Origin of the sequence: Halochromatium roseum (assembly GCF_016653315.1) — a bacterium.
GTDB lineage: Bacteria > Pseudomonadota > Gammaproteobacteria > Chromatiales > Chromatiaceae > Lamprobacter > Lamprobacter roseus.
Genome location: NZ_NHSH01000087.1, coordinates 1 through 22952 on the forward strand (window position 1 = coordinate 1; position 22952 = coordinate 22952).

The window sequence follows — 22952 nt, forward strand, 5'->3', positions numbered from 1 at the left end:
AGCAAGTGACTGGTAAGGCCAATACACAAAAAATTGAACGCAAGCATCTTACGCTCAGAACACGTATTAAACGCCTGGCACGGAAAACCATCTGTTTTTCCAAACTCGACGTCATGCACGATACTGTTATTGGGCTTTTTATCAATCGATATGAGTTCGGGCTTGCCGTGTGAGAAACACATGTAGAGCACTACCAAGCTCACCATCACGCGCATTGCGCTGCCGGGGGATGGCCGCATTCGAGTGGAGTCGGGCGAGGATGAGGACGACGATGCGCTGCGGCGTGAGGACGGAGGCGAGGAAGACCGCAATGGCCAGCTCGATGAGGAAATGCAAGCGGCGGTGCGCCGCCTGGCAAGCACTGGCGTGCTCTGTAACGAAGGCGAGCTGCGCGAGACCGACGACGGCAACGTCGAGACCATTGGCGACACCGTTGACGTGGCATTCCTGGTGCTCGGCCAGCGTCTGGGGCTGAGCCGTGATGAGCTGTTAGTCGATCATCCGGAGCAGGCTCGGGTGCCGTTCAAGTCCAAGCGCCGCCTTGCCGCCACCTTCAATCAGGGCGATGAGCGGCTAGAAGCGCATGTGAAAGGCGCTGCCGAGGCCGTGCTGCCGCTCTGTGCTGACGCCGAAGAGCTGCAAGCGCAAGTTGATGACTTGAGTGGTCGTGGCTTCCGCGTCCTGGCGCTGGCTGCCGGCGCCGTCGACGGTGATGCGGCCGATGCGGCGCGGCGACTCGAGGAGGGCGAGCTGGGAGGGCTCAATCTACTCGGGCTGGTTGGCCTGATCGACCCTGTGCGCCAAGAGGTGCCCGATGCGGTGCGCCGCTGCCACGAGGCTGGCGTTGGCGTGCGCATGATCACCGGTGATCATCCAGCCACCGGGCTGAGCATCGCCCGTGAGATCGGGATCGCGGAAGACAGTGACGAGGCCGTGACCGGCGCTGAGGTACGATCGTTAGCCGACGACGGTGGAAACGGGGATGACCGCTCACGGCTGGGCCGCGCTCCAGTCTATGCCCGCGTTGAGCCCGAGCAGAAGACCGCCATTGTCGGGGCGTTACAGGACCAAGGTCACTATGTGGCTGTGACCGGTGACGGCGTCAACGACGCACCGGCCCTGCGCAAGGCCAACATCGGGGTCGCGATGGGACGGGCCGGCACCGACGTTGCGCGCCGCGCCGCCGACTTGATCCTGACCGACGACAACTTCGCGTCCATCGTCAACGGTATCGAGCAGGGACGCATCGCCTACGCCAACGTGCGCAAGGTGGTCTGGCTACTGATCAGCACTGGTGCCGCCGAGATCGTGCTGTTCTTCCTCGCGCTCGCGTTGAACATGCCACTGCCGTTGGGAGCCGTACAGCTGTTGTGGCTCAATCTGGTCACCAACGGCATCCAAGATGTTGCACTGGCGTTCGAGAAGGGCGAGCCAGGTGTGCTCAAGCGTCCACCCAGGCCCCCTGACGAGCCCATCTTCGACCAACGCATGATCGAGCAGACCCTGGTCGCTGGTCTCTACATGGGCGTGGTTGCCTTTGGCGTCTTTTACTGGCTTCAGCAGGTCTGGGGCTGGAATGAGCACGACGCCCGCAACAGCCTGCTGCTGTTGATGGTGCTCTTTGAGAACGTGCACATCTTCAACTGCCGCTCCGAGGAGCGATCGGCGTTCCGCATCCCGCTGCGAGGGAACCTGCTACTGATCGGTACGGTGATCGCTGCACAGGCTGTGCACATCCTCGCGATGTACCTCCCGGGGCTGAGCGATGTGCTAGGGGTTGGCCCGGTGCCGCTATGGGATTGGGCCATGCTGCTCGGCATCGCCGCATCCCTCCTGTTGGTGATGGAGCTGTTCAAGGTGCTGCGCGTGCCACGCCAACCTCCCGGTCGCGCAAATGCCCCAGCAGGTGGGGCATAAAGACCGCCGTCTGTTGGGAACTGTGCGGCGCTGGGCTTCCACTTGGCCGCCTGCTAGGCCGTTTGGGCGAGGCAATGCGGTCCGTCCGCACTGGCACGCTGTTCGCTAATCCTCTCGGTAAGAATCAACGCGACAGCCATTCTGCGATTGGCGCCCAGTCGCACGGTTGCTTGCACGCCTATCGCCTCGCAGTACGAACGGAGCCTGAACCATGAAGATCTATGTCTTTGATGTCGAGAACTGGGAAGCCGGAGCCTTCGATCGTCTGGACGGCGAGCACGAGATCGAGTTCACCAGCGAGCCATTGCGCCCGGCAAACGCCTCGCGCTACGCGGATGCCGAAGCAGTAAGCACCTTTATCTACTCCTCGATCGACCGGGACGTCTTGGCAGAAATGCCCAAGCTCGAGGTGATTGCATCACGCTCGACCGGTGTCGATTACATCGATGTGGACCGCTGCCGCGAGCGCGGCGTTACGGTGACCAATGTGCCGGACTATGGCAAGACGACGGTCGCCGAACATGTCTTCGCGCTGTTATTGACCCTCAGCCACCGCATGGAGGAGGCGGTTCAGCGCACCCGTCGCGGCGATTTCACCGCGCAAGGTCTACAGGGATTTGACCTGCGGGGAAAGACGATCGGAGTGGTCGGTACCGGCGATATCGGCCGTGCCGTGATCGATATCGCCCGCGGCATTGGGATGGAGGTGTTGGCCTTCGACGTCAAGCCAGATTCGCGAGCGGCCCGCGAGCAGGGGTTCACCTATGTCGCACTGGACCAACTACTTGCAGGTTCGAATGTGATCACGCTACATGTTCCCGGCCATGAGAAGACCCGGAACATGATCTCGAGCGAGCAGTTCGACCGCATGCACGATGGCGCCATTCTGATCAATACAGCGCGCGGCAGCATCGTTGACCACCGCGCGTTGGCGCGTGCCTTAGTGGAGGGCAAGGTCGCCGCGGCCGGCCTGGATGTGCTGCCGGAGGAGCCCGTGGTGCGCGAGGAGGCGGAGCTTCTGCGCTCAGTCTATGAGAGCCGCCACGATCTTAACAACCTGCTGGCGGGGCAGGTGCTGATCCATCTCCGCAATGTGATTGTCACGCCGCACAGCGCCTTCAATACACGGGAGGCGGTTGAGCGCATCCTGGAGACGACGGTCGACAACTTGGCAGCCTATGCCGAGGGCGAGCCGCGTAACATCGCGGCCTGAGGAATTCCTTAAGCGGAGCCAAGGCCCGTCTCGATTGCCGGCACAGTGCGCCGATCTGTGCAACTCGGCCTTAGAGGCTGTTGTGCGGCTGGCTCGGCATTGACCGAGGATCAATGCACCGGCGGGTCGGTGCGCGGAACCTCATCGACCGGGGCGACCGGCTCGTCGGGCTTGCGCGGCGGCGTTGCGTCCTCGGGAACCTCGTTGATCATCATCTCCGGTGTCTCGTAGCCCTCGAGATTGCGCACACAAACGGCGAGCTGCTCGCCATCCCAGCGCAGCTCGTTGAAGCTCGGCGGGGTTGAGCGCAGCCGCCGCGATAGGGTGCCGGCCCCGATCATCCGCACCGAGCCCTGCACCGTCTCCTGGGTGAGGTCGAAGGCGTCATGGACATGGCCCGAGAGCACGGCAAGCACCTCGCGCTTGGCCAGCTCGGTCATCGCCTTCTGGCCGTGTCTGGTCAATGCGGTGCCTTGGGTGCCGGCTTCTCGCAGCGGGTGATGGGCGGTCACCAGCGCGCGTGTCCCCTCGGGTAGCGCATCGAGCCGCGCGAGGCATCGCTCCAACGCCGCCTCGGTCACCCAGCCTTTCGACCAGTTCGGGCGTGGCTGCCAGCGCGCGACGGTCTTGAGCGGCACGATGGCAAGCCCTGGCAGATCGATTGGCAGCTCCACCTTGTCGGCGATGGCCCGAATCCGCTTGTACGGATCGAAGAAGCGCTGGATCGGGTTGAAATAGGGCAGATCGTGATTGCCCACCTCGACCGTGACCGGGGCCTCGAGCGCGCGTATCCAGGCGCAGGCCGCATCGAACTCGTGCTGCCGTGCACGCATGGTCAGATCACCGGTGATGGCCACCGCGTCAGGCTGCTTGTCGGCAATCTCTTGCTTCACCCAGTCCAGGGCGCGATTGTCCTCGAGCCCGAAATGGATGTCGCTCAGATGGAACAGGAGATAGGGATCAGTCATCGGTAGAACTCTCAGAAAAAGGATTTGCAGGGACAATACTCGCAGGGGAAAGCGCTCATTGGTGCAGGGCGCTCTTGGTTGCGGCCGCGAGCCGATTCGTCTTGATGCTGGGCATCCAGCCGAGTGCTAAGCTGGATGCAGTGATCAAGACCCTCAGTGGCTGACTTGCGAGCAACACCTGATGGAAGCACAGCGATTTCTCACTATCGAAGACCTGCTAGCCTGGCCTGGCGACGAACGCGTTGAGCTGATCGACGGCGAGATCGTGCAGCGGCCGATGAGCCGTTTCGAGCATGGTCAGGCGCAAACCGCGCTGATTGGTCAATCATTCCCCCTCGTCACGCAACGGCAGCCGGGCGGTTGGTGGATCGTTCCCGAGATCAGTGTCCGTTACAACGAGCACCATTGTCCCAGCCACGACCTGGCCGGCTGGCGCAAGGAGCGGCTGCCGGAGCGTCCCGCCGGCGTCATGACGGTGTTGCCGGATTGGGTCTGCGAGATCCTCTCCCCAGGCCATGAGGGCAAGGACACGGTCACCCACTTTCTGCGCCTCCAACGTGCCGGCGTTCCGTTCTATTGGATTGTCTCACCCGAGGACCGAGCGCTGATCGCCTATGCCCTGGATGACGGTGGCTACCGCGCCCTGTTCACGGTCGAAGGCCCGGACGAGACCGCAGCCAAGGTACGCATCCCGCCGTTCGAGGTGATTGAGATCGACCTAAGCCTCCTGTTCGGCGGTCTTGGATGACTGCCTGGTCCCATCAAAGGCCCAGCCGGTGGCGATGCAGCCCAGCGGCACCACGATCAGCGTTAGCGGCACCGCGACGATCGGTCCGAACAGCAGCGAGATCGCCATGCCCTGAAAGATGGGATCGAACAGGATCGCGAAGGCGCCGGCCATCATGGTCAGGTCGGTGACCCAGACCGGCCGCAGCCGGGTGCGACCGGCCTCGACCACGGCCTCGCGCACCGATAGGCCGCGGTTCACGGCGTCCTGGGCGAAGTCCACCAGCAGGATCGAGTTACGCACCTCGATGCCGGCCAGCGCGATGAAGCCGATCATCGAGGTCGCAGTGAACTCGGCGCCGAGCAGCCAGTGGCCCGGCACGATGCCAATCAGCGTCAGTGGGATCGGCGCCATGATCACGGCCGGATGGATGAAGTTGCGGAACTCAGCCACCAGCAGCAAGTAGATCAGCGCCAATGCCGCGCCGAAGGCGATGCCGAGGTCACGGAAGGTCTTGTAGGTCACGGTCCACTCGCCTGACCATTCGAAGGCGGTCGTGCCGGGTTTCGGTGGGCCGGTGAGGGTGCCGCGCGGCGCCTTAGTCCCATCCGGCGCGACATAGTCCTCGAGGTCTTGCTCGACCTGAAGCATGCCGTAGATCGGTGCCCCGAGGCGGCCCTCCATGCCGGCGGTGACGTACTCGACCGGTCGCAGGTCCTTGTGATAGATCAGCGGATCGGCCGGCACCTCGATGAAGCGCCCGAGTTCAGCCAATGGCACCATGCGCCGCTCGCCGCTGCTGGCCGGGATCGGCAACTCGCCGAGGCGATGGAGTTGGGTGCGAGTGGCCAGCGGCAGTTGGAGCTTGATCTTCACCGGCTCCAGCGAGCGATCCTGCGCAATGTCGCCGAGGCTGTAGCCGCCCATTGCCATCGCCAGGTTGCGGGTGATGCTGTCGACATCGACGCCGTTGCGGCTCGCTTTCTCGTTGTCCACCTGGAAGTGCCAACGGCTGTGTGGTGCTTGCATCCGGCTATCCACATCGACCACCCCGTCGGCAGCTGTGAACATCTCGGTCAGGTCCTCGGCAAAGCCGCGCCGCCCTGCAGGCGATGGCGCATAGACCTCCGCCACCAGGGTCTGCAGGACTGGCGGCCCCGGCGGCATCTCCACCACGCTGATGTGGGCGTCGTGCTCCTTGGCCAGCGGTGTGAGCTGCTCGCGCACGGCCTGGGCGATGGCGTGGCTACTCCGCTCGCGCTCCTCTTTATCTAGCAGCCGTACCTGGATATCGGCCAGCCAGGGGTCCTGGCGCAGGTAGTAATGCCGGACCAAGCCGTTGAAGTCGAACGGGGCTGCGGTGCCAACATAGGCTTGCAATGAGCGTACCTCGGGGACGCTGCGCAGCCGCTGCGCGAGCTGATGGGCGGCATTGGCGGTTGTTGGCAGCGAGGTGCCCTCGGGCAGGTCGATGACCACATCGATCTCCGGCTTGTTGTCATAGGGCAGCATCTTCACCGTCACCGCTTTTAGCGGCAGCAGGGCCACGGCGACGACGAAGGCGACGATGATGGCGATCAGGAACGCCCAGCGCGCCGGCCGCCTCTCGATCAGGGGCTCGATCAGCGGTCGGTAGGCGCGATCGATCCAGCCCTGCAGGCGCTTCTCACGACTTGCAGAGCGCTCCAGCGCCGCGAGCTTCGGCCGCAGCCGGTAGGCGAGCCAGGGCGTGAAGACGAAGGCCGCGAACAGCGAGAACAGCATCGCCACCGAGCCTAGGATCGGGATCGGTCGCATGTAGGGTCCCATCATCCCGGTGACGAAGCCCATCGGCAGCAGCGCTGCGAGGACGGTCAGGGTGGCGATGATGGTTGGATTGCCGACCTCGCCGACGGCGTCGATGGCGACGGCCTTCGCGGTTGCGCCCTCGGCGAGCCAGCGCCGGAAGATGTTCTCGACCACCACGGTGGCGTCATCGACCAGGATGCCGATCGAGAAGATCAGCGCGAATAGGCTGACCCGGTTGATCGTGAAGCCGAGTGCCCCGGCCGACCAGACCGTCATCAGGATCACCACCGGGATCACGGCCAACACGATCAACGCCGGCCGTAGACCGATCGCGATCAGCGACAAGAGCGCGACAGCGGCCGTAGCGCCGACCAGCGACAGCAGCAGCTCATTGACCTTGCGATTGGCGGTCTCACCGTAGTTGCGGGTGATCGCCACCTGCACCTGCTCCGGGATCATCGACCCCTTGAGCTGCTCGAGCCGCTGCAACAGGTCATGGGTCACGGTCACGCCATTGGCGCCGGACTGTTTAGCGATGGCGATCGTGACCGCACCGGCACCGTTAGCCGAGTCATCTGCCGGATGGCTCGGGCCGGTGTAGAAGAACACCGCCCGGTCGGCGCGCTCGGCGCCTGCATTGACCCTGGCCACGTCGCTGACGTAGACGGGCTGCCCGCCCTTGGTATCGACGACCAGACGCTCGATCTCGCGGGCGCCCTCAAGGTCGTGCCCGGCTGAGACCGAGCGATGGGTCGCACCTTGCTCGACGCTGCCGGTGCCGCGCCCGGCATTGGCGCTGCGGATGGTCTCGGCGAGCTGGTCCAGACTGAGCCCGTAGCCACGCAGCTGCTCCGGCTGCGGCTCGATGCCGATCTCGCGCTTGCGGCCGCCGACGACGAAGCCATTGCCGGTGTTCTCGACCTGCTTGAGCTCCTGCAGCAGCTGCAGCCCGAGCATCCGTAATCGGGCATCGTCGATCTCCTCGGACCAAAGGGTCAGGGTCAGCACCGGCACGTCATCGATGGTCTTCGGCTGCACCAGCCACTCGGTCAGGTCCGGCGGCACCTGATCGAGATTGGATTCAATGGTGTCATGGACCGCGACCACGGCGGGGTCGATCGGGGTGCCCACCTCGAAGCGCACCGTCACCAGCCCCTCCTCGCGACGGCTGACCGAATAGACGTGCTCGACAGCATCCAGCTCGCTCATCATCCGCTCCAGCGGCTCCACCGCCAGCCGGGCGACCTGGCCGGACGAGGCGCCCGGATAGCGCAGCCTGATATCGACCATCGGCACCGAGATGTCCGGGTCCTCCTGCCGCGGGGTGGTCAGCAGACCAAGGATGCCGATCCCCAGCGTCGCCAGTAGCAGCAAGGGCGTCAGTGGCGAGTCGATGAAGAAGGCCGCGATCTGTCCGGCGATGCCGCGACCCCGTCCGGTCTCATCTGGACGCTCAGCCGAACGGCCGTCCGGGGTCTCAGTCTTCGCGGCATCGTTGGGAGCAGTGTTGAGGTCGGTCTCGGCAGGGTCATTGGTAGACATGGGCAAACGCAGGGCTCAACGATGGATCATGAATCGGGTGATTTGCACCGCTGATGGCGGCTATGCCCCAGCCGCTTCGTCGTTCGTCGCGATGGCCTCGCCCTCGACCGGGTAGCCGGCGTCCATCCAGTCCTCGATCCCGCCTGCATACCGATATAGGTCGTTGAAGCCCGCCTGCTCGAGCCGCTTGGCCGCTGCATGCGAGGCATTGCAGTCGAAGTTGGAGCAGTAGAGCACGATGCGGCTGTCCTCGTTCGCCCCGAGCGCTCGAATGCGCTCATCAAATCCTTTGTCTGCCACCGGCACATTGTGCGAATCAGGGATATGCGCCTGCGCGAAGGCCGCTGGGTCGAGCACATTGACGAGTAAGACATCGTCGCCGTGGTCGATCATCGCCTTAAGCTCCTCTCGCGTTAGCGTCTGCATAGCCATTCCTCCTAACAAGGTTCGAGCGGGTCTGCCGACGGACTCGGCTGGTCTGTCCGTTCGGTCTCAATGAGGTCTGCGCTGATGCGATCCCTGAAGACCGCTCAGCAGAGCGCTCAGCGTCGTTGCCTTAGCAAGCAAGTCGAGTACCAGGCGCAGAGGGCGCTATGCCCTGCATGCCATTGCGATGGCATTCCGCTGCGATGCCCGCTGCAGATTCCCCTCAGGTCACAGAGACGAGTGGCATGTTCGATGCATCCGATGCAAGCGATGCTCAGGGATTCGCCGGCTGCGCCGAGCACCCCAGCATCATCTCTTGTGTCATCGATCATCTTAGGAGGTCCCTCATGAGCTATCGCATCAGTCCATTAACTGCCATGACCCTATCACTGATCCTGACGGGGTCCTTGCTGACCGCCGACGGCTTTGCGGCCGAAGGCATGACATCGGATGACCCCTCTGCCAGCGCCTCGGCAACCGGAGGATCGAGCTCCGACGAGCTGAAGAACGCCAAAGAGACGGTTCGCGAGGCGGCGGATGTTGTTCAGAAGATCCAGTCCGACCCTCAGGCGAGCGACCTGCTCGAGCAGGCCGAGGCGATCTTTGTCGTCCCGGATTACGCGCGGGCGGCGCTGGTCGTCGGTGGTGCCGGTGGTCAGGGCATCCTCATCGCCAAGAACGATGGCGGGTGGTCAGCACCCGCCTTCTACAACATCGGCACCGTTCAGATTGGCGCCGCGGTAGGCGCCGAGGCGGGAGAGGTGGCCTTCATGATCATGTCGGGTGATCTGCTCGAGAGCTTTGGCCAAATGCACAATTTCGCGCTCAACTCGGATACCGGTTACACCGTCGTCGAGGATTCGGAGCGCACGCAGACCTCGATCGGCAAGGGCACAGATGTCGCCGTCTGGTCCGGCACTGAGGGCCTCTATGGCGACTTCGCCGCCAGCGTCTCGGACATCTTCTGGGACGAGGATGCGAACAACGCCTATTACGGTCGTCAGGTCACGGCGAGTCAGATCATCAACGGCGAGGTCGAGGACCCGATGTCGCCAAGCCCGCTGCTCAGTGCTGAGACGCCCTGATCCCCGGGCGAGTTGATGCCCTTGGGGCCAGCTGGCAGCAGGGTCTCTAACTGCCAGAAGGCTCCCCTATCCGTAGAAGTACAAGAGCGCCTCTGGATACCAGTGAGTGTGGCGCATCTGCGTTGGCGACGCCTGCTGCTGTTTCAGGTCGGTCGCACCGCTGCGGCCATCCATCCCCGTCAGTCTTTGAGGACGATGATGACCACCCGAATCTATATCCGCGCCCGCGATCCGCAGAACGGCCGGCGTCTGGTTGAAGAGCTGATCGCCGACGGCATCGATCCTGAGGCCTTTACGCTGATCGGCCAGCAGCTCCCTAGCGGGCTTCCCGTCAAGACCAGACGCTGGCGCAGCGATGCAAGTGCGCTGCTCCGTGGTGCCCTCATCGGCGCCGCTGGCATGTTGGCAGTCTCCCTATTGCTGCTACAGGCGTTGCAGCCGTTTGCACTGCTGACACTGATTGTCATCGGCGCCGCTATCGGCGGCGGCTGGTGGCTAAGGCGTAATCGCAGCGCCAACCTCCCGCTCTCCGCCCAGCAGCAGGCCTTGCAAGGCGGTGAGCTCTTGATCTTGGCAGATCTGCCAGATGCCGAAGCGCCGCGGATCGAGGAGCGCGTCAGCCAAGGTCACCCCGAACTCTTGGTGCTTGGCCCGGATGCCGGCGGATCACCGCCGTTTCCTTAACGCTCCAGAGATTGCTGCCTGTTGCCTGCGTCCGATCGATAGCTGGTCATCTTTCAGCTGGTCATCCTTCGTGCTCCGGCTATCCTTCAATGACCCAATCTCCGCCGAATCCTAGGACCAGAACCAACGACTGCAGCGACTGAATTCATCTGATGCCACGTAAACGCGGGCAGGAGACGACACTATGCATATCTGCCTTACACCTCAGCGCAGTCTCGTTTTGGCAACCTCGCTGGTCCTTGCGCCCTTGGCGCTGTCAGCGCAGGCCGCTGATGACCGGGTGCCTGGAGACGAATGGACCAAGGATGAGCCTGGCCAGCAACAGTTTCCGGGTAGCCAGTGGGATAGCGGCGAGGAGCGCCCCAGCGAGGTCCGTGGTTTGCCAGATTTTCGATTCCCGAAGAATAATATGGGCGAGGTCGAGCGGCCCTCCAGCCAGAACCCTAGCTCCAATCTGGAGAACAGCCAGAATGCGCCGAAGCAATAGGTCTCTGTAGCCGACCCAAACCCAGCCAACCGCTACGCCTACCAATAGGGACACAAGACCATCCGTGAACGTCCAGGCCCACGAAGCACTCAAAGCCAAGATCTGGGAAATCGCCAACCGCCTGCGTGGACCTTACCGACCGCCCCAGTACCGTCTCGTGATGCTGCCGATGGTGGTGCTGCGCCGGCTCGACTGCGTGCTGGCGCCGACCAAGGAGGCCGTGCTCGAGCGATACCAGACCCTCCAGGCCCAGCAGATGCCCGAAGCAGCCATGGATAAGCTGCTCGGCAAGGCCGCCGATCCGAGCCGCAAGCATCCGCTTTACAACACCAGCCCCTACAGCTTCGAGCGACTGCTCGGCGACTCCGAGAATATCGCGCCCAACCTGGTCGCCTACATCAACGGCTTCTCGCCGATCGCGCGCGCCATCTTCGAGCGCTTCAAGTTTGCCGACCAGATCGAAAAGCTCGACGCCAGCAATCGCCTCTTCACCCTCGTCAAGGCCATGGCCGAGGTCGATCTGCATCCGCGTCGGATCGACAACCTGCAGATGGGCTACCTGTTCGAGCATCTGGTGATGCGCTTCAACGAGCAGGCCAACGAGGAGGCCGGCGACCATTTCACGCCGCGCGAGGTCATCCGGCTGATGGCCAATCTGATCTACACCGGCGAGGAAGATGTCTACAAACCCGGCGTCTATCGCACCATCTACGATCCAACCTGCGCCACCGGCGGCATGCTCTCGGTCTCCGAAGAGCTGATCCTCTCCCAGAACCAACGTGCCTTGCTCGCCCTCTACGGGCAGGAATACAACGACGAGGCCTGGGCCATCTGCTGCGCCGACCTGCTGATCAAGGACGAGGACACCGCCAATATCGTACTCGGCGACACCCTTGGCGACGGCAAGACGGGAGACGGCTTCGAGGGCGAGCGCTTTCACTACATGATGGCCAACCCGCCCTTCGGCGTGGAATGGAAAGACCAGAAGCAGATCGTTGAGCGCGAGCACCAGAACCGAGGCTTCTCCGGCCGCTTCGGTGCCGGGCTGCCGGCCATCAATGACGGCTCGCTGCTGTTCTTGCAGCACATGATCGCGAAGATGCACCCCTTCGCCGACGGTGATGAAGAGCGGCCTGGCTCCAAGATCGCCATCGTCTTCAACGGCTCGCCGCTGTTCTCCGGCGACGCTGGCTCGGGGCCATCCAACATCCGCCGCTGGATCATCGAGAACGACTGGCTCGATGCCATCATCGCGCTACCCGACCAGCTGTTCTACAACACCGGCATCTTCACCTACGTCTGGCTGGTCACCAACCGCAAGCCGCCCGAGCGCCAAGGCCGGGTGCAACTGATCGACGGCACCCGCTTCTTCCGCAAGATGAAGAAGAGCCTCAACAACAAGCGCAACGAGATCACCGAGGCGCAGATTGCCCACCTGACCCGCGTCTACGGCCATCATCAAGACGGCGAGACCGCGCCCGCTGAGATCCAGTTCCAGAGCAATGACCAAACGGAGCCCCGTGTCATCTCGCGCATCTTCGAGAACCGCGAGTTTGGCTACCTCAAGATCACCGTGGAGCGCCCGCTGCGGATGAACTTTGAGGCCAGCCCGGCGCGCATCGCCGCGCTCGACGATCAGACCGCCTTTGCCAACCTGGCCAGCAGCAAGAAGCGCAAGGATCAAGCGCGGATCGACGACGAGATCGAAGCCGGTCAACAACAGCAAGCGGCCATTCGCAAGATGCTGACCACGCTGGAAAGCAAGGGCCACTACAAGGACCGCGCCCTCTTCGAGGCCGATCTGACCCGCGCCGCCAAGGCTGCCGATCTCAAGCTCCCGGCCCCGATCAAGAAGGCCATCTTTGCCGCCCTCGGCAAACGCGATCCTGATGCTGAGATTTGCCGTGACAGCAAGGGCCGACCCGAGCCGGATAGCGAACTGCGCGATACCGAGAACATCCCGCTCCCGCCCGGCACTGCGCTCCCGCTGCCGATGGACTTCGGCCCGGATAAGCCCAATGACCGGCTGGTTGAGGCATTCCGCGAGACCATCGATGCCTACATGGCGTCCGAGGTCTTGCCCCATGTCCCCGATGCCTGGGTGGACTATGACAAGACCAAGGTGGGCTACGAGATCCCGATCAACCGGCATTTCTATGTCTACAAGCCGCCGCGTCCGTTGGATGAGATCGAGGGGGACATCAGCCGGCTTGAGGCGGAGATTGCTGAGCTGCTGAAGGGGCTGAGTCTGACGACTTCAGAATGAGGACGGAGAAATATGAGTGAGCATCAGGAGAGCCGACCCGATGGCGGCTTGCTGATCTACCGCGCCGACGAAGGCGCTGCGCCGATTCGTGTTCTGCTCGAAGGCGAAACCGTCTGGCTGACCCAACGCCAGATCGCCGAGCTGTACGGCACCTCGGTTCCCAACATCAACCAACACATCACGGCCATTTACGAAGAGAACGAACTGCGGCCAGAGGCAACTCTTAAGAAATACTTAATCGTTCGAGCTGAAGGCAGGCGGCAGGTCAAACGCCTCCTAGACCACTACAACCTAGAGTTGATCCTCGCCGTCGGCTACCGTGTGCGCTCGACCCGCGGCAAGCAATTCCGTCAGTGGGCCACCGCGCGCCTCAGCGAATACCTGGTCAAGGGCTTCACGCTCGACGACGAACGCCTCAAGGGCACATCTGGCCCCGTGGATTATTTCGACGAGCTTCTTGCCCGCATCCGCGACATCCGCGCCAGCGAGGCTCGGGTTTATCAGCGTATCCGCGATATCTTCGCGCTGGCCAGCGATTACCGCGATGGCGAGCGTGAACCCCAGCTTTTTTTCGCCACCGTACAGAACAAGATGCACTTCGCCGCTACCGGCCTGACGGCGGCCGAGATCATCCACGAGCGGGCCAATGCCGAAAAGCCCAACATGGGCGCAACCAACTGGAAAGGCCGTCAAGTACAGAAGCGCGATGTCGGCACCGCCAAGAACTACCTGAGCAACCAGGAAATCGACACCCTTAACCGCATCACCGTCATGTTCCTTGATCAGGCTGAGTTTCGCGCTCAGCGGCGGCAGGACATCCGAATGGGCGACTGGGAGGTTTTTCTCGACAAGTTCCTGAGCGATACCGAGCTGCCCGTGCTTGAAGGTGCAGGTCGGATCAGCCATCAGGATGCTATCGATCACGCCAACCAACAATACGACGCCTTCGCCGAGCGCCGTCGCCTTGCAGCTGAAGGCGAGGCTGAGACGCGGTACATTGAGGACTTGAAAGCGTCCGCTAAACTGCTCGACGCCACCCGAAAGCAACCGGCGAAGAAGGCCGGACGCAAAAGTAAAGGCGGAAAGGACGAGTCATGACTAAGATCGGTTGCCTGATTCGGATTGAGCGTCCGCTGCACAACCGCAACACGCCGCGTACATTGAATGAGACGGCGGGGGAAATTGCTGGGTTGCTGGAGGATTTTGTTGCATGAACCTTTTGGACGCGATGCCTAAAGAATGGCTCAAGGCCAGTGTAGGAAAATACTGCGACGTGCAACTGGGCAAGATGCTACAGAACGATCCGTCATCTGATCGAGATGAATTGAAGCCCTATCTTCGGGCGATTAATATCGGAAAAGGTGGCCTGGATCTTAGTCATAAATTATCTATGTGGATACGCCCGCAGGAGATTGATCGCTTTCGTCTTGAAAGAGCAGATATTCTCATTAGTGAGGGTGGTGATGCAGGACGAGCTGCAATTTTTGCAGAAGACGGCGAATACTATTTTCAAAATGCAATCAATCGTGTCCGCCCAAATTATCACGCTAGAATAAAACCTGAATTCATTTACTATTGGTTTATCTTCCTAAAAATATCGGGCTACGTTGAGATGATTTGTAACGTAGCCACGATACCGCATTTTACGGCCGAGAAAGTGAAGGCTGCTCCATTAGCCCTTCCACCGATTGACACCCAGAAACGAATCGCGTGCTTCCTAGACGAGAAAACAGCACGCATCGATGGGCTAATCGAGAAAAAGCGTGCACTTCTAGACCGGCTAGCCGAGAAGCGCCAGGCCCTCATCACCCGCGCCGTCACCAAGGGCCTCAACCCCGACGCCCCCATGAAACCCTCCGGTATTGAATGGCTCGGAGACATTCCGGCCCATTGGGATTGCTGCGGATTGGGTCAGAAGATCAAGCTTCAACGTGGCGTAGATATTACAAGGGATGAACGAGTTGAAGGCCCGTTTCCTGTCATTTCATCAGGTGGGATCGACTATTTTCATGACACAGCGCTCTGTAATGGGCCGGGAGTTATAGTAGGCAGAAAAGGCTCTGCGGGAAAACTGCATTATGTCGAAAATGACTTCTGGCCTCATGATACGACGCTCTATGTGAGGGAGTTTCGCGGCAATCATCCAAAATTCACATGGTACATGCTAAACATCCTCGATTTGACGAGTTTCGATACCGGCTCTTCCAATCCGACGGTTAATCGAAACCGAGTTCACCCAATGCGAACTGCATGGCCACCACCCTGTGAGCAAGCCGATATTGTAGCTAGACTTGATGATGAATTTGAGGCAATTGCGACATTGGATGCAGAGGTAGCCAAATCAGTGCGGTATCTTCAAGAATACCGCTCCGCCCTTATCACCGCCGCCGTCACTGGCAAAATCGCGGAACTGCGCTGAGCTTTAGCATGCCGCCATAACCGCTCTTCTCGACCATGACACCGAGCCAAGGAGACCACTGATGCCAGCTGCGACCGTCAATGAACTGGGGCAGGTCCAGATCCCGCAAGACCTGCGGCAACGACTGGGAATCGGCCAGGGCAGCCGTGTCCGCTTCGACCTGGTCGATGACCACCTAGAAATGCGCGTTGAACCAACCGACGGCGAGCCGCCAGCAACCGGATTTGGCATGCTGAAAGCAAGCGCCCCGCAGTGCCCGCCGACCTCGATCCCGCCTCGTTGGTTCAACCGTGATCGGGCTCGATACCAACCTGCTCGCTCGCGACCGTCCCATCGTCGATGCCTGGGCGAGGTATGACAGTTCAGGCATCACTCCCGTACTCCTGGAACAGAGCAACCGCTATGGCGAACATCAGCGATGAGCACATCAGCCAGAAAGACGATTTTCAGGCGGCGTTGACAGCGATGCGGCGAGCTGCGGACAAGGCGCGCCAACGCGCTCGGGCGAGCACAGGTGTCTTGGTCGCTTGGCGCGATGGTCGTATCGTCGAAGAGTTAGTTGACGACACAGGTCAGGTTGCGAGCCGAACGCTGTGTGAAGACGACATGCCCCAGCGATAGGCATCATAAGGTGATCAGGAGCTTTGCCGACAAGGAAACCCCTGGGAGCATTCAACAATGACGATCGCCGTGGAAGACTTGAGCCGCATGGATTTCTCCGATGTTGCCGCTGGCGATCTGGCCCCGGTGCCGCCGGGTGAAGTGTTGGCACGCGAGTTCCTGGAGCCACTGGGCATCAGCTCCGAGCGCCTAGCGCAAGCGATCGGGGTGCCGCATCCGCAGATCGAGGACATTATCGCGGGTCGCCAAACGATCAGCGCCGATACCGGGCTGCGTCTGTCGCGTGTCTTTGGCATGAGCGACGGTTTTTGGGTGGGGCTACAGGCTGATTATGACGCGGCCAAAGCCCGCCAGCGGTTGGGCACTATTCTGGAGCGGATACAACCCTTTCCGCATCACCTCAATCCGCAGCCATAACGCGCCTGAAAAACGATTCGAGGGTCCGGCATGGCCAGCCACAGCGTTGCCTTGGGATGTACCGGCTTCTCATGGGCGTCAGACTCAGGACATCAAGCCTCGATCCGCTGCGCCACCAGCTTGACGCCTAGCGCATGACAGACACGGTTGATGGTATCGAAACGCGGCTGCGACTCGGGCCGCAATTCCTTGTCGAGGGTTTCGCGCGCGATGCCACTCGCCTTGGCGATCTCGGTCATGCCGCGTGCGCGGACGATATCGCCCATGGCTGCAGCCAACAGTGACGGGTCGTTTTCCTCCAAGACAATGGTGAGATACTCAGCGATGGCCTGATCGTCTTCCAGGTGCTCGGTGATGTCGAACTCAGGCAGATCAGCAATGCGGATCTTCTCGCTCATGACTCAATCCTCCAGAATGGATGCCAAAGCGATGGCTTTGGCGATATCGGTCTGCAGAACGCGAATCCCGACCCGCATATCGAAAGAAACCGGCAACTGAAGGCCGATCCTTCCATTCGCGACGATCATTTTGACGAAGTGCAGGGTCAGACGCTAGAGCGCTAGATTGATTTGAGTAGGCTGAACATCGACACCAAGGTTCCGCAATGACGCAGGTATCCATCAGTCCCGACCTGCTGCGCTGGGCACGTGAGCGCGCCGGTCTGCACGTCGAAGACCTCAACGGTCGGTTCCCGAAGCTCGCCGCCTGGGAGCGCGGCGACTTGTCGCCGACCTTCAACCAACTGGAGGCATTCGCCAAGGTCACCCACGTACCCTTCGGATTCCTGTTCCTGCCAGAGCCGCCGGACCTGCCGATGCCAATCTCGGACTTCCGCACGCTGCGCAACCGGCAGCCGGGCGCAGTCAGTCCGGATCTTCTGGACACCATCTACGCCATGCAGCGCCGTCAGGCGTGGCTGCGCGAGGAGCGGCTGGATTGCGATGCGGAGCCGCGTGCTTTCGTTGGCAGCGCCCGCTTGTCGGACGACCCGGAGGCGATCGGGCAAGAGATGCGCCGGCTGTTCGGACTCGGTGACGGTTGGGCGGCGCAGGTGCGATCCTGGCTGGAGGCTGTGAGCGCCCTGCGCGGTGCCATCGAGGGGCAAGGGGTCATTGCGGTGATCAACGGCATTGTCGGCAACGACACCCACCGCCGGCTGAACGTCGAGGAGTTCCGTGGCTTGGCACTGACTGATGACCTGGCCCCGCTGATCTTCGTCAACGGCGCGGATGCCAAGTCGGCCCAGATGTTCACACTGGCCCATGAACTGGCTCACCTCTGGCTCGGTGCCGAAGGGGCGGGGCTGTCCGGTTTCCCCGGCATCTTTCCGGATGGCGGTCGCGTGGAGACCTTTTGCGACCAAGCCGCAGCTGAGTTTCTCGTCCCGGCGGCCGAGCTTCGAGCGCTGTGGCCGCAGGTGAAGCGTGATGCGTCGCCCTTCGAGTCCCTCGCGAGCGCATTCAAGGTTAGCCCCATCGTGATCGGGCGCCGGGCCATGGACCTAGGGCTGACGGATCGTGCGGCGTTCTTCGACTTCTACGATGCTTACGTCCAGCGCGAGAAGAAGCAGAGAACCCAGGGCATCGGGGGCGGCAGCTTCTACAACAGCCAGAACCTGCGGGTGGGCCGGCTGTTTGCTATCCAGGTCATGCGCGCGGCCAAGGAGGGGCGGATCGGGTTCAAGGATGCCTATGACTTGACCGGGTTGCATGGCGGCACCTTCCAAGAGTACGCACGCCGTCTTGGCGTGGAGCTGCCATGACGCCAGTGCCGACTTCGTCATCGACCAACGAGCAGCCCCGGCCCGAGGCGCGTAGCCGCATCCTGTTGCCCGATGTGTGCAATCAGTTCGGCGTGCGTTTCCACGACGCCTTTGCCATGTTGAAGTCATTGCAGGTGCGTTATGACTTTGCGAGGGAGAGCTGATGCCTGGGCATGATGAGGCCGCCTTTGAGACTGCCATCGAGGCCGAGCTGACCGGCTCCGGCGGCTATCTGGCCCGCAGCCACAGCGCCTACGACGAAACCCTCGCGCTCTTTCCTGAAGACATCACCGGCTTCCTGCAAGACAGCCAACCGTCCAAGTGGACAGCGCTGGAGGCACTGCTCGGCCCAAAGACCGCCACCACCATCCTCTCCAGTCTGAGCAAGGAGCTTGACCTCAAAGGCACGCTGCACGTCTTGCGCCATGGGTTCAAGTGCTACGGCAAGACCTTACGCATGGCCTATTTCCAGCCCAACACGCGCATGAACCCAGAGGCGGCGGCGCAATATGCGAAGAACCGGCTGACCATCACGCGCCAAGTCGGCTTCACCTCCGTGCTGAAGCGGCCCGACGGCCAGCATCGCCGCTGCATCATCGACCTGACCCTCGCCGTCAACGGTCTCCCGGTTGCCACCGCCGAGCTGAAGAATCCGCTGACGGGCCAGCGCGCCGCCGATGCGATCCGGCAATACCAACAGGAGCGCGATGCGCGCGATCTGCTGTTTGCGTTCAAGAAGCGCGCCCTGGTGCATTTCGCGGTTGATCCGGACGAGGTCTGGATGACGACCCGACTCAACGGCAAGGACACGCACTTCCTGCCCTTCAACCGCGGCCATGCGCAGGGTGCCGGCAACCCACCGGTGGAGGGCCATTGGAAGACGCACTACCTCTGGGACGAGGTGCTGCAAGCCGACAGCCTGCTCGAGATCCTGCAGCGCTTTATGCACCTGGAAGTGAAGGAGACGCTGATCAAGACCGACAAGGGCACCCGCAGCTTGCGCAAGGAGACCCTGATCTTTCCGCGCTATCAGCAGCGCGACGCGGTGCGCACGCTGGTTGCCCATGCCAAGGCCCATGGCTCGGGCCACAACTACCTGATCAAACACTCGGCCGGCTCCGGCAAGTCCAACACCATCGCCTGGCTGGCGCATCGTCTCGCTACCCTGCACGACGCACAGGATGAAAAGGTCTTCCACTCGGTCGTCGTGGTCACCGACCGCCGGGTGCTCGATCAGCAATTACAGGCGACCATCTACCAGTTCGAGCACAAGACAGGCGTGGTCGAGAAGATCGACGAGGACAGCCAACAGCTCGCCCGCGCCCTGTCTCAGGGTACGCCCATCGTTATCACCACCATCCAGAAGTTTCCCTTCATCGCGCAGGCGCTCTCAACGCTGGAGAAGCAAGGGGCCGGCGTGCAGATCGACACTGTCGGCAAGCGCTTTGCGGTCATCGTCGATGAGGCGCATTCGTCGCAGAGCGGCGAGACCGCTGTCGCGCTCAAGGGCATGCTCAACAAGGATGGCATCGAGGCCGTCATTGCCGCCCAGTTTCTCGATGAGGAGGCCGAGGAGGAGGAAGACAACGACCTCTCCAATGAGGCCAAGATCGCCAGCCTGCGCGAGGCGCTGAAACGCGGCCGCCAGCCGAACCTGAGCTTCTTCGCCTTCACCGCGACGCCCAAGTTCAAGACCCTCGCCCTATTCGATGAGCCTGGCCCGACCGGCGCGCCACCCTTCCATGAATACAGCATGCGCCAAGCCATCGAAGAGGGTTTCATCCTCGATGTGCTCGCTCACTACACCACTTATCAGCGCTTCTATGGCCTGATCAAGCAGATCGAGGATGATCCCGAGGTCCCGCGCCGCAAGGCCGCCAAGGCGCTCTCGGGCTTTTTGGAGCTGCATCCGGTCAACATCGCGCAGATCGTCACGGTGATCGTCGAGCATTTCCGGCGTTTCGTGCTGCACGAGCTCGGCGGGCGTGCCAAGGCGATGGTCGTGACCGGCTCACGCTTGGCCGCGGTGCGATACAAGCGCGCCTTCGATCGCTACATCCAGGATCAGGGCTACAGCGGCATTCGTTCGCTGGTGGCCTTCTCCGGCACGGTCGAGGACCCGGACGATCCTGGCGCGTCCTATACCGAGGTGGCGATGAACGACGGACTTGCCGAACGCGAGCTGCCAGAGACCTTCGAGCGCGACGATTACCGGGTGCTGCTGGTGGCCGAGAAATACCAGACCGGCTTCGATCAGCCGCTGCTGCAGACGATGTATGTGGTCAAGCGCCTGTCCGGCGTGCAAGCCGTGCAGACCCTGTCCCGACTCAATCGCATCGCGCCTGGCAAGTCGCGCACCTTCGTGCTCGATTTCATCAACCAGGAGGATGACATCTATCGCGCCTTCAAGCCCTACTACGAGACGACACCGATTGGCGAGAACGCCGATCCGCACCGTCTCTCTGAGCTGCAACACCGGCTGCTCGAGTGGGCCATCTTCACGGCAGCGGATGTCAGCGCCTTCGCCGCGATTTGGTATCGGCCCAAGCGCGATCACTCAGCGCGCGACCATCAGGCGATGCATGCCGTGCTCGATGCGGTGGTGCAACGCTTCCAGGATCGAGAGGACGAAGACCGCGAGCAGTTCCGCGGTCAATTGACGGCCTACCGCAACCTCTACGCCTTCCTGTCACAGATTATCCCCTACCAGGATAGCGACCTCGAACGGCTGTATGCGTTCGTGCGAAATCTGCTCGCCAAGCTTCCAGCGCGCGGAGACGGCCAAGCCTTCGTGCTGGATGACGAGGTCGCGCTGCGCTTCTTCCGTCTGCAGCAGATGACCGAGGGCTCGATCGATCTGGGGGAGGGGGCGGCCTATCCCTTGAAGGGGCCGACCGATGTGGGTACCGGCGGCATCAAGGACGAAGCCGTGCCGCTGTCGAGCCTGATCGACCGCCTCAACGAGCGCTTCGGCACCGACTTCAACGAGGCCGATCAGCTGTTCTTCGACCAGATACGCGCCTCCGCGGAGATGAACGAGACCATCAGCGAGGCTGCCCGCGCCAACAACTTCACCAACTTCGCCGCCTACCTGGATCGCTCCCTCGACGAGCTGTTCATTGCGCGCATGGAGGGCAACGAGGAGATCTTCAATCGCGTGATGACGGATACCGCGTTTCGCTCTGCGGCGCGTGAGCACTTGGCCCGCGAGATCTTTGAAAGTGTCAGGGAGGTTTAGAGTGTTTGCACCGCTGAGTCCCTACCTTGTCGATGCGCCTCCCTGTCAGGGGACGCCATCCCTGAACGACTAGCCCTGAATGACTAGACCGCCTGGGCCAGCCAGCTCCGAGCGACCTCCAGCTCGGGGCGTTTGAAGTGCTTGAGCTCGGCCTTCATCATCGGATTCAGCATGTTGACGTAGGCGCCAATCCAGCCCTGATCGGCCACCACGGCGACATGGGTGATATCGCTCAGGTGCTCGAAGCTGAATTTGACGTCATCCCAGAGCTTGTTCCATGGGATCGGTGGGGTGTCCAGCTCGCCAACGGTCTCCAGTACGCGGATGCGGCCGTGACGCTCGATGGCAGCCTTGAAGGTTGCCAGCGCGTTGTCGAACTCCTGTGCGGTGACGGAGCCTGAGATTGTTATCTCAACGATGTTGCTGTTCGGGTGTTCGTGGACGTCGATCATGGTGATGATCTCTGATTGAACGGGTGAGGGGAGTGACCAGTCAATGCACGCCGAAGGGGGCGAGCCCCGCGACCCATGCCGCGCCGAACCTGCTCCAGAGTGAAATGCAAAAAGCGGGCCAGCTAACGACCACGAGATTGGATCTGGGTTTTAAGCTCATCGTGGCTGATCAGTCGTGGGCCAATACCACCCGTCGATGGTGGATATCAGCGATGGCTACGGGGATGGTTTCGCTCTGGATAGGCAGGGAAATTGTTAAACCTAGAGGGAGATTGGTTCTGGTATCAAGTTTGCTGTGCAGTTCGTGACCGCAAAGGCGGCTGATGAGTAGCCCGCATTCACGAACCGACACGGAGACTTCCTGATGCCCTCCACCCATTCCACCATCCCGCGTATCCGCCGCAAGACTTGGCTTGCCGTCCCGACAGGCTTGCTCGGCGCCGCGCTGAGCCTGCCACTCGCTGCTGAACCGACCTTGGGCGAGAGCCTGATGCAGGACCAAAACGGCAACACCGTTGGCGCGGTGCTGCTAAGCGAGACCCCGAATGGCGTGTTATTGCACGCGCGCCTCGGTGGACTACCGGCGGGCGTGCATGCCTTCCATATCCACGAGACCGGTGCCTGCGAGCCGCCCTTTGATTCCGCGGGCGGTCATCTCACCGCCGAGGAGGCCAATGCCCATGGCTATCTGGTCGAAGATGGCCCCCATCTCGGTGACATGCCCAACATCCACGTCCCTGACAACGGTCGGCTCGAGATCGAGGTGATGACCCGCGTCTCAGACATGGACAAGCAGCTCTTTGATCGCGACGGAGCCGCCCTGGTGATCCACAAGGGCGCCGACGATTACAACTCGCAGCCGTCGGGCGCGGCCGGACCACGCATCGCTCGCGGTGTGATCAAGAAGCGTGACACTTAAGCGCGACACTTAAGTGCGACA

Annotated in this window: 22 protein-coding genes; 17 read left to right on the forward strand and 5 right to left on the reverse strand. The window is 61.8% G+C overall.

All coding sequences use genetic code 11. The features are described from left to right. From CCR96_RS23765 to CCR96_RS23775, 3 genes are all read left to right on the forward strand, one after another. The coding region (locus CCR96_RS23765; RefSeq protein WP_242518334.1) for an IS1 family transposase at window positions 1-173 on the forward strand (173 nt) is incomplete at its 5' end. 70 nt (window positions 174-243) lie between these two features. Beyond that, the gene (locus tag CCR96_RS23770) at window positions 244-1917 is read left to right on the forward strand and encodes an HAD-IC family P-type ATPase (RefSeq protein ID WP_201224523.1); all 1674 of its coding nucleotides are present in this window, start codon (window positions 244-246) and stop codon (window positions 1915-1917) included. A gap of 211 nt (window positions 1918-2128) precedes the next feature. Further along, window positions 2129-3130, forward strand: a complete 1002-nt coding sequence (locus CCR96_RS23775) for a hydroxyacid dehydrogenase (protein ID WP_201224524.1) — start codon at window positions 2129-2131, stop codon at window positions 3128-3130. Window positions 3131-3240: 110 nt separating this feature from the next. Here CCR96_RS23775 and CCR96_RS23780 read toward each other — a convergent pair whose 3' ends face one another. Next, entirely contained in the window at window positions 3241-4098 is an 858-nt protein-coding gene (locus tag CCR96_RS23780; protein WP_201224526.1) for a metallophosphoesterase family protein, read from the reverse strand. A 181-nt stretch (window positions 4099-4279) separates the two neighbouring features. Here CCR96_RS23780 and CCR96_RS23785 point away from each other — a divergent pair, with 181 nt between their 5' ends. Further along, window positions 4280-4846, forward strand: coding sequence for a Uma2 family endonuclease (locus CCR96_RS23785; RefSeq protein ID WP_201224528.1), 567 nt, complete (start codon window positions 4280-4282; stop codon window positions 4844-4846). Here CCR96_RS23785 and CCR96_RS23790 read toward each other — a convergent pair. Both CCR96_RS23790 and CCR96_RS23795 read right to left on the reverse strand, forming a co-directional pair. Next, entirely contained in the window at window positions 4817-8155 is a 3339-nt protein-coding gene (locus tag CCR96_RS23790; RefSeq protein ID WP_201224530.1) for an efflux RND transporter permease subunit, read from the reverse strand. The two genes, CCR96_RS23785 and CCR96_RS23790, sit on opposite strands and share 30 nt — an antisense overlap. A 60-nt stretch (window positions 8156-8215) precedes the next feature. Beyond that, window positions 8216-8581, reverse strand: coding sequence for a rhodanese-like domain-containing protein (locus CCR96_RS23795; protein ID WP_201224532.1), 366 nt, complete (start codon window positions 8579-8581; stop codon window positions 8216-8218). 347 nt (window positions 8582-8928) lie between these two features. Between CCR96_RS23795 and CCR96_RS23800 the strand changes: the two genes are divergently transcribed. From CCR96_RS23800 to CCR96_RS23840, 9 genes are all read left to right on the forward strand, one after another. Then, window positions 8929-9666 (forward strand): lipid-binding SYLF domain-containing protein, encoded by a 738-nt coding sequence (locus tag CCR96_RS23800; protein ID WP_201224534.1) that lies wholly within the window; start codon window positions 8929-8931, stop codon window positions 9664-9666. Window positions 9667-9864: 198 nt separating this feature from the next. Continuing rightward, window positions 9865-10350: a hypothetical protein gene (locus CCR96_RS23805; RefSeq protein WP_201224536.1), complete on the forward strand. Its 486-nt coding sequence runs from the start codon at window positions 9865-9867 to the stop codon at window positions 10348-10350. Window positions 10351-10534: 184 nt separating this feature from the next. Further along, window positions 10535-10837: a hypothetical protein gene (locus tag CCR96_RS23810; RefSeq protein WP_201224538.1), complete on the forward strand. Its 303-nt coding sequence runs from the start codon at window positions 10535-10537 to the stop codon at window positions 10835-10837. Window positions 10838-10901: 64 nt separating this feature from the next. After that, window positions 10902-13103 carry an N-6 DNA methylase gene (locus tag CCR96_RS23815; RefSeq protein ID WP_201224540.1) on the forward strand — a complete coding sequence of 734 codons (2202 nt, stop codon included), beginning with the start codon at window positions 10902-10904 and terminating at the stop codon, window positions 13101-13103. A 48-nt stretch (window positions 13104-13151) separates the two neighbouring features. Next, window positions 13152-14201 carry a virulence RhuM family protein gene (locus tag CCR96_RS23820; RefSeq protein ID WP_201224542.1) on the forward strand — a complete coding sequence of 350 codons (1050 nt, stop codon included), beginning with the start codon at window positions 13152-13154 and terminating at the stop codon, window positions 14199-14201. A 112-nt stretch (window positions 14202-14313) separates the two neighbouring features. Next, complete coding sequence (locus tag CCR96_RS23825) at window positions 14314-15522, forward strand: restriction endonuclease subunit S (RefSeq protein ID WP_201224543.1); 1209 nt, start codon at window positions 14314-14316, stop codon at window positions 15520-15522. Window positions 15523-15583: 61 nt separating this feature from the next. Beyond that, window positions 15584-15880 carry an AbrB/MazE/SpoVT family DNA-binding domain-containing protein gene (locus tag CCR96_RS25705; protein ID WP_201224552.1) on the forward strand — a complete coding sequence of 99 codons (297 nt, stop codon included), beginning with the start codon at window positions 15584-15586 and terminating at the stop codon, window positions 15878-15880. Between the two features lie 44 nt (window positions 15881-15924). Then, the gene (locus CCR96_RS23835) at window positions 15925-16143 is read left to right on the forward strand and encodes a hypothetical protein (RefSeq protein WP_201224554.1); all 219 of its coding nucleotides are present in this window, start codon (window positions 15925-15927) and stop codon (window positions 16141-16143) included. Window positions 16144-16200: 57 nt separating this feature from the next. Further along, window positions 16201-16560: a HigA family addiction module antitoxin gene (locus tag CCR96_RS23840; protein WP_201224556.1), complete on the forward strand. Its 360-nt coding sequence runs from the start codon at window positions 16201-16203 to the stop codon at window positions 16558-16560. Window positions 16561-16652: 92 nt separating this feature from the next. On the opposite strand, the gene CCR96_RS23845 is transcribed toward CCR96_RS23840, so the two are convergent. Continuing rightward, the gene (locus CCR96_RS23845; RefSeq protein WP_201224558.1) at window positions 16653-16958 is read right to left on the reverse strand and encodes an addiction module antidote protein; all 306 of its coding nucleotides are present in this window, start codon (window positions 16956-16958) and stop codon (window positions 16653-16655) included. Between the two features lie 206 nt (window positions 16959-17164). Here CCR96_RS23845 and CCR96_RS23850 point away from each other — a divergent pair, with 206 nt between their 5' ends. The 3 genes from CCR96_RS23850 to CCR96_RS23860 are packed head-to-tail and all read left to right on the forward strand — an operon-like array spanning window position 17165 to window position 21560. Next, window positions 17165-18322, forward strand: coding sequence for an XRE family transcriptional regulator (locus CCR96_RS23850; protein WP_201224560.1), 1158 nt, complete (start codon window positions 17165-17167; stop codon window positions 18320-18322). Next, window positions 18319-18486, forward strand: a complete 168-nt coding sequence (locus CCR96_RS23855) for a DUF4411 family protein (protein WP_201224562.1) — start codon at window positions 18319-18321, stop codon at window positions 18484-18486. Before CCR96_RS23850 ends, CCR96_RS23855 begins: the two co-directional genes overlap by 4 nt. Next, a complete protein-coding gene (locus tag CCR96_RS23860) occupies window positions 18486-21560 on the forward strand; it encodes a type I restriction endonuclease subunit R (RefSeq protein WP_201224577.1) in 3075 nt (1024 codons plus the stop codon). The genes CCR96_RS23855 and CCR96_RS23860 overlap by 1 nt, the downstream gene beginning before the upstream one ends. Before the next feature lie 83 nt (window positions 21561-21643). Here CCR96_RS23860 and CCR96_RS23865 read toward each other — a convergent pair whose 3' ends face one another. Beyond that, window positions 21644-22012 carry a SpoIIAA family protein gene (locus CCR96_RS23865; RefSeq protein WP_201224584.1) on the reverse strand — a complete coding sequence of 123 codons (369 nt, stop codon included), beginning with the start codon at window positions 22010-22012 and terminating at the stop codon, window positions 21644-21646. 364 nt (window positions 22013-22376) lie between these two features. On the opposite strand from CCR96_RS23865, the gene CCR96_RS23870 reads away from it, so the two are divergent. Then, window positions 22377-22931, forward strand: coding sequence for a superoxide dismutase family protein (locus CCR96_RS23870; protein ID WP_201224586.1), 555 nt, complete (start codon window positions 22377-22379; stop codon window positions 22929-22931). The last annotated feature ends 21 nt before the right edge of the window (window positions 22932-22952 follow it).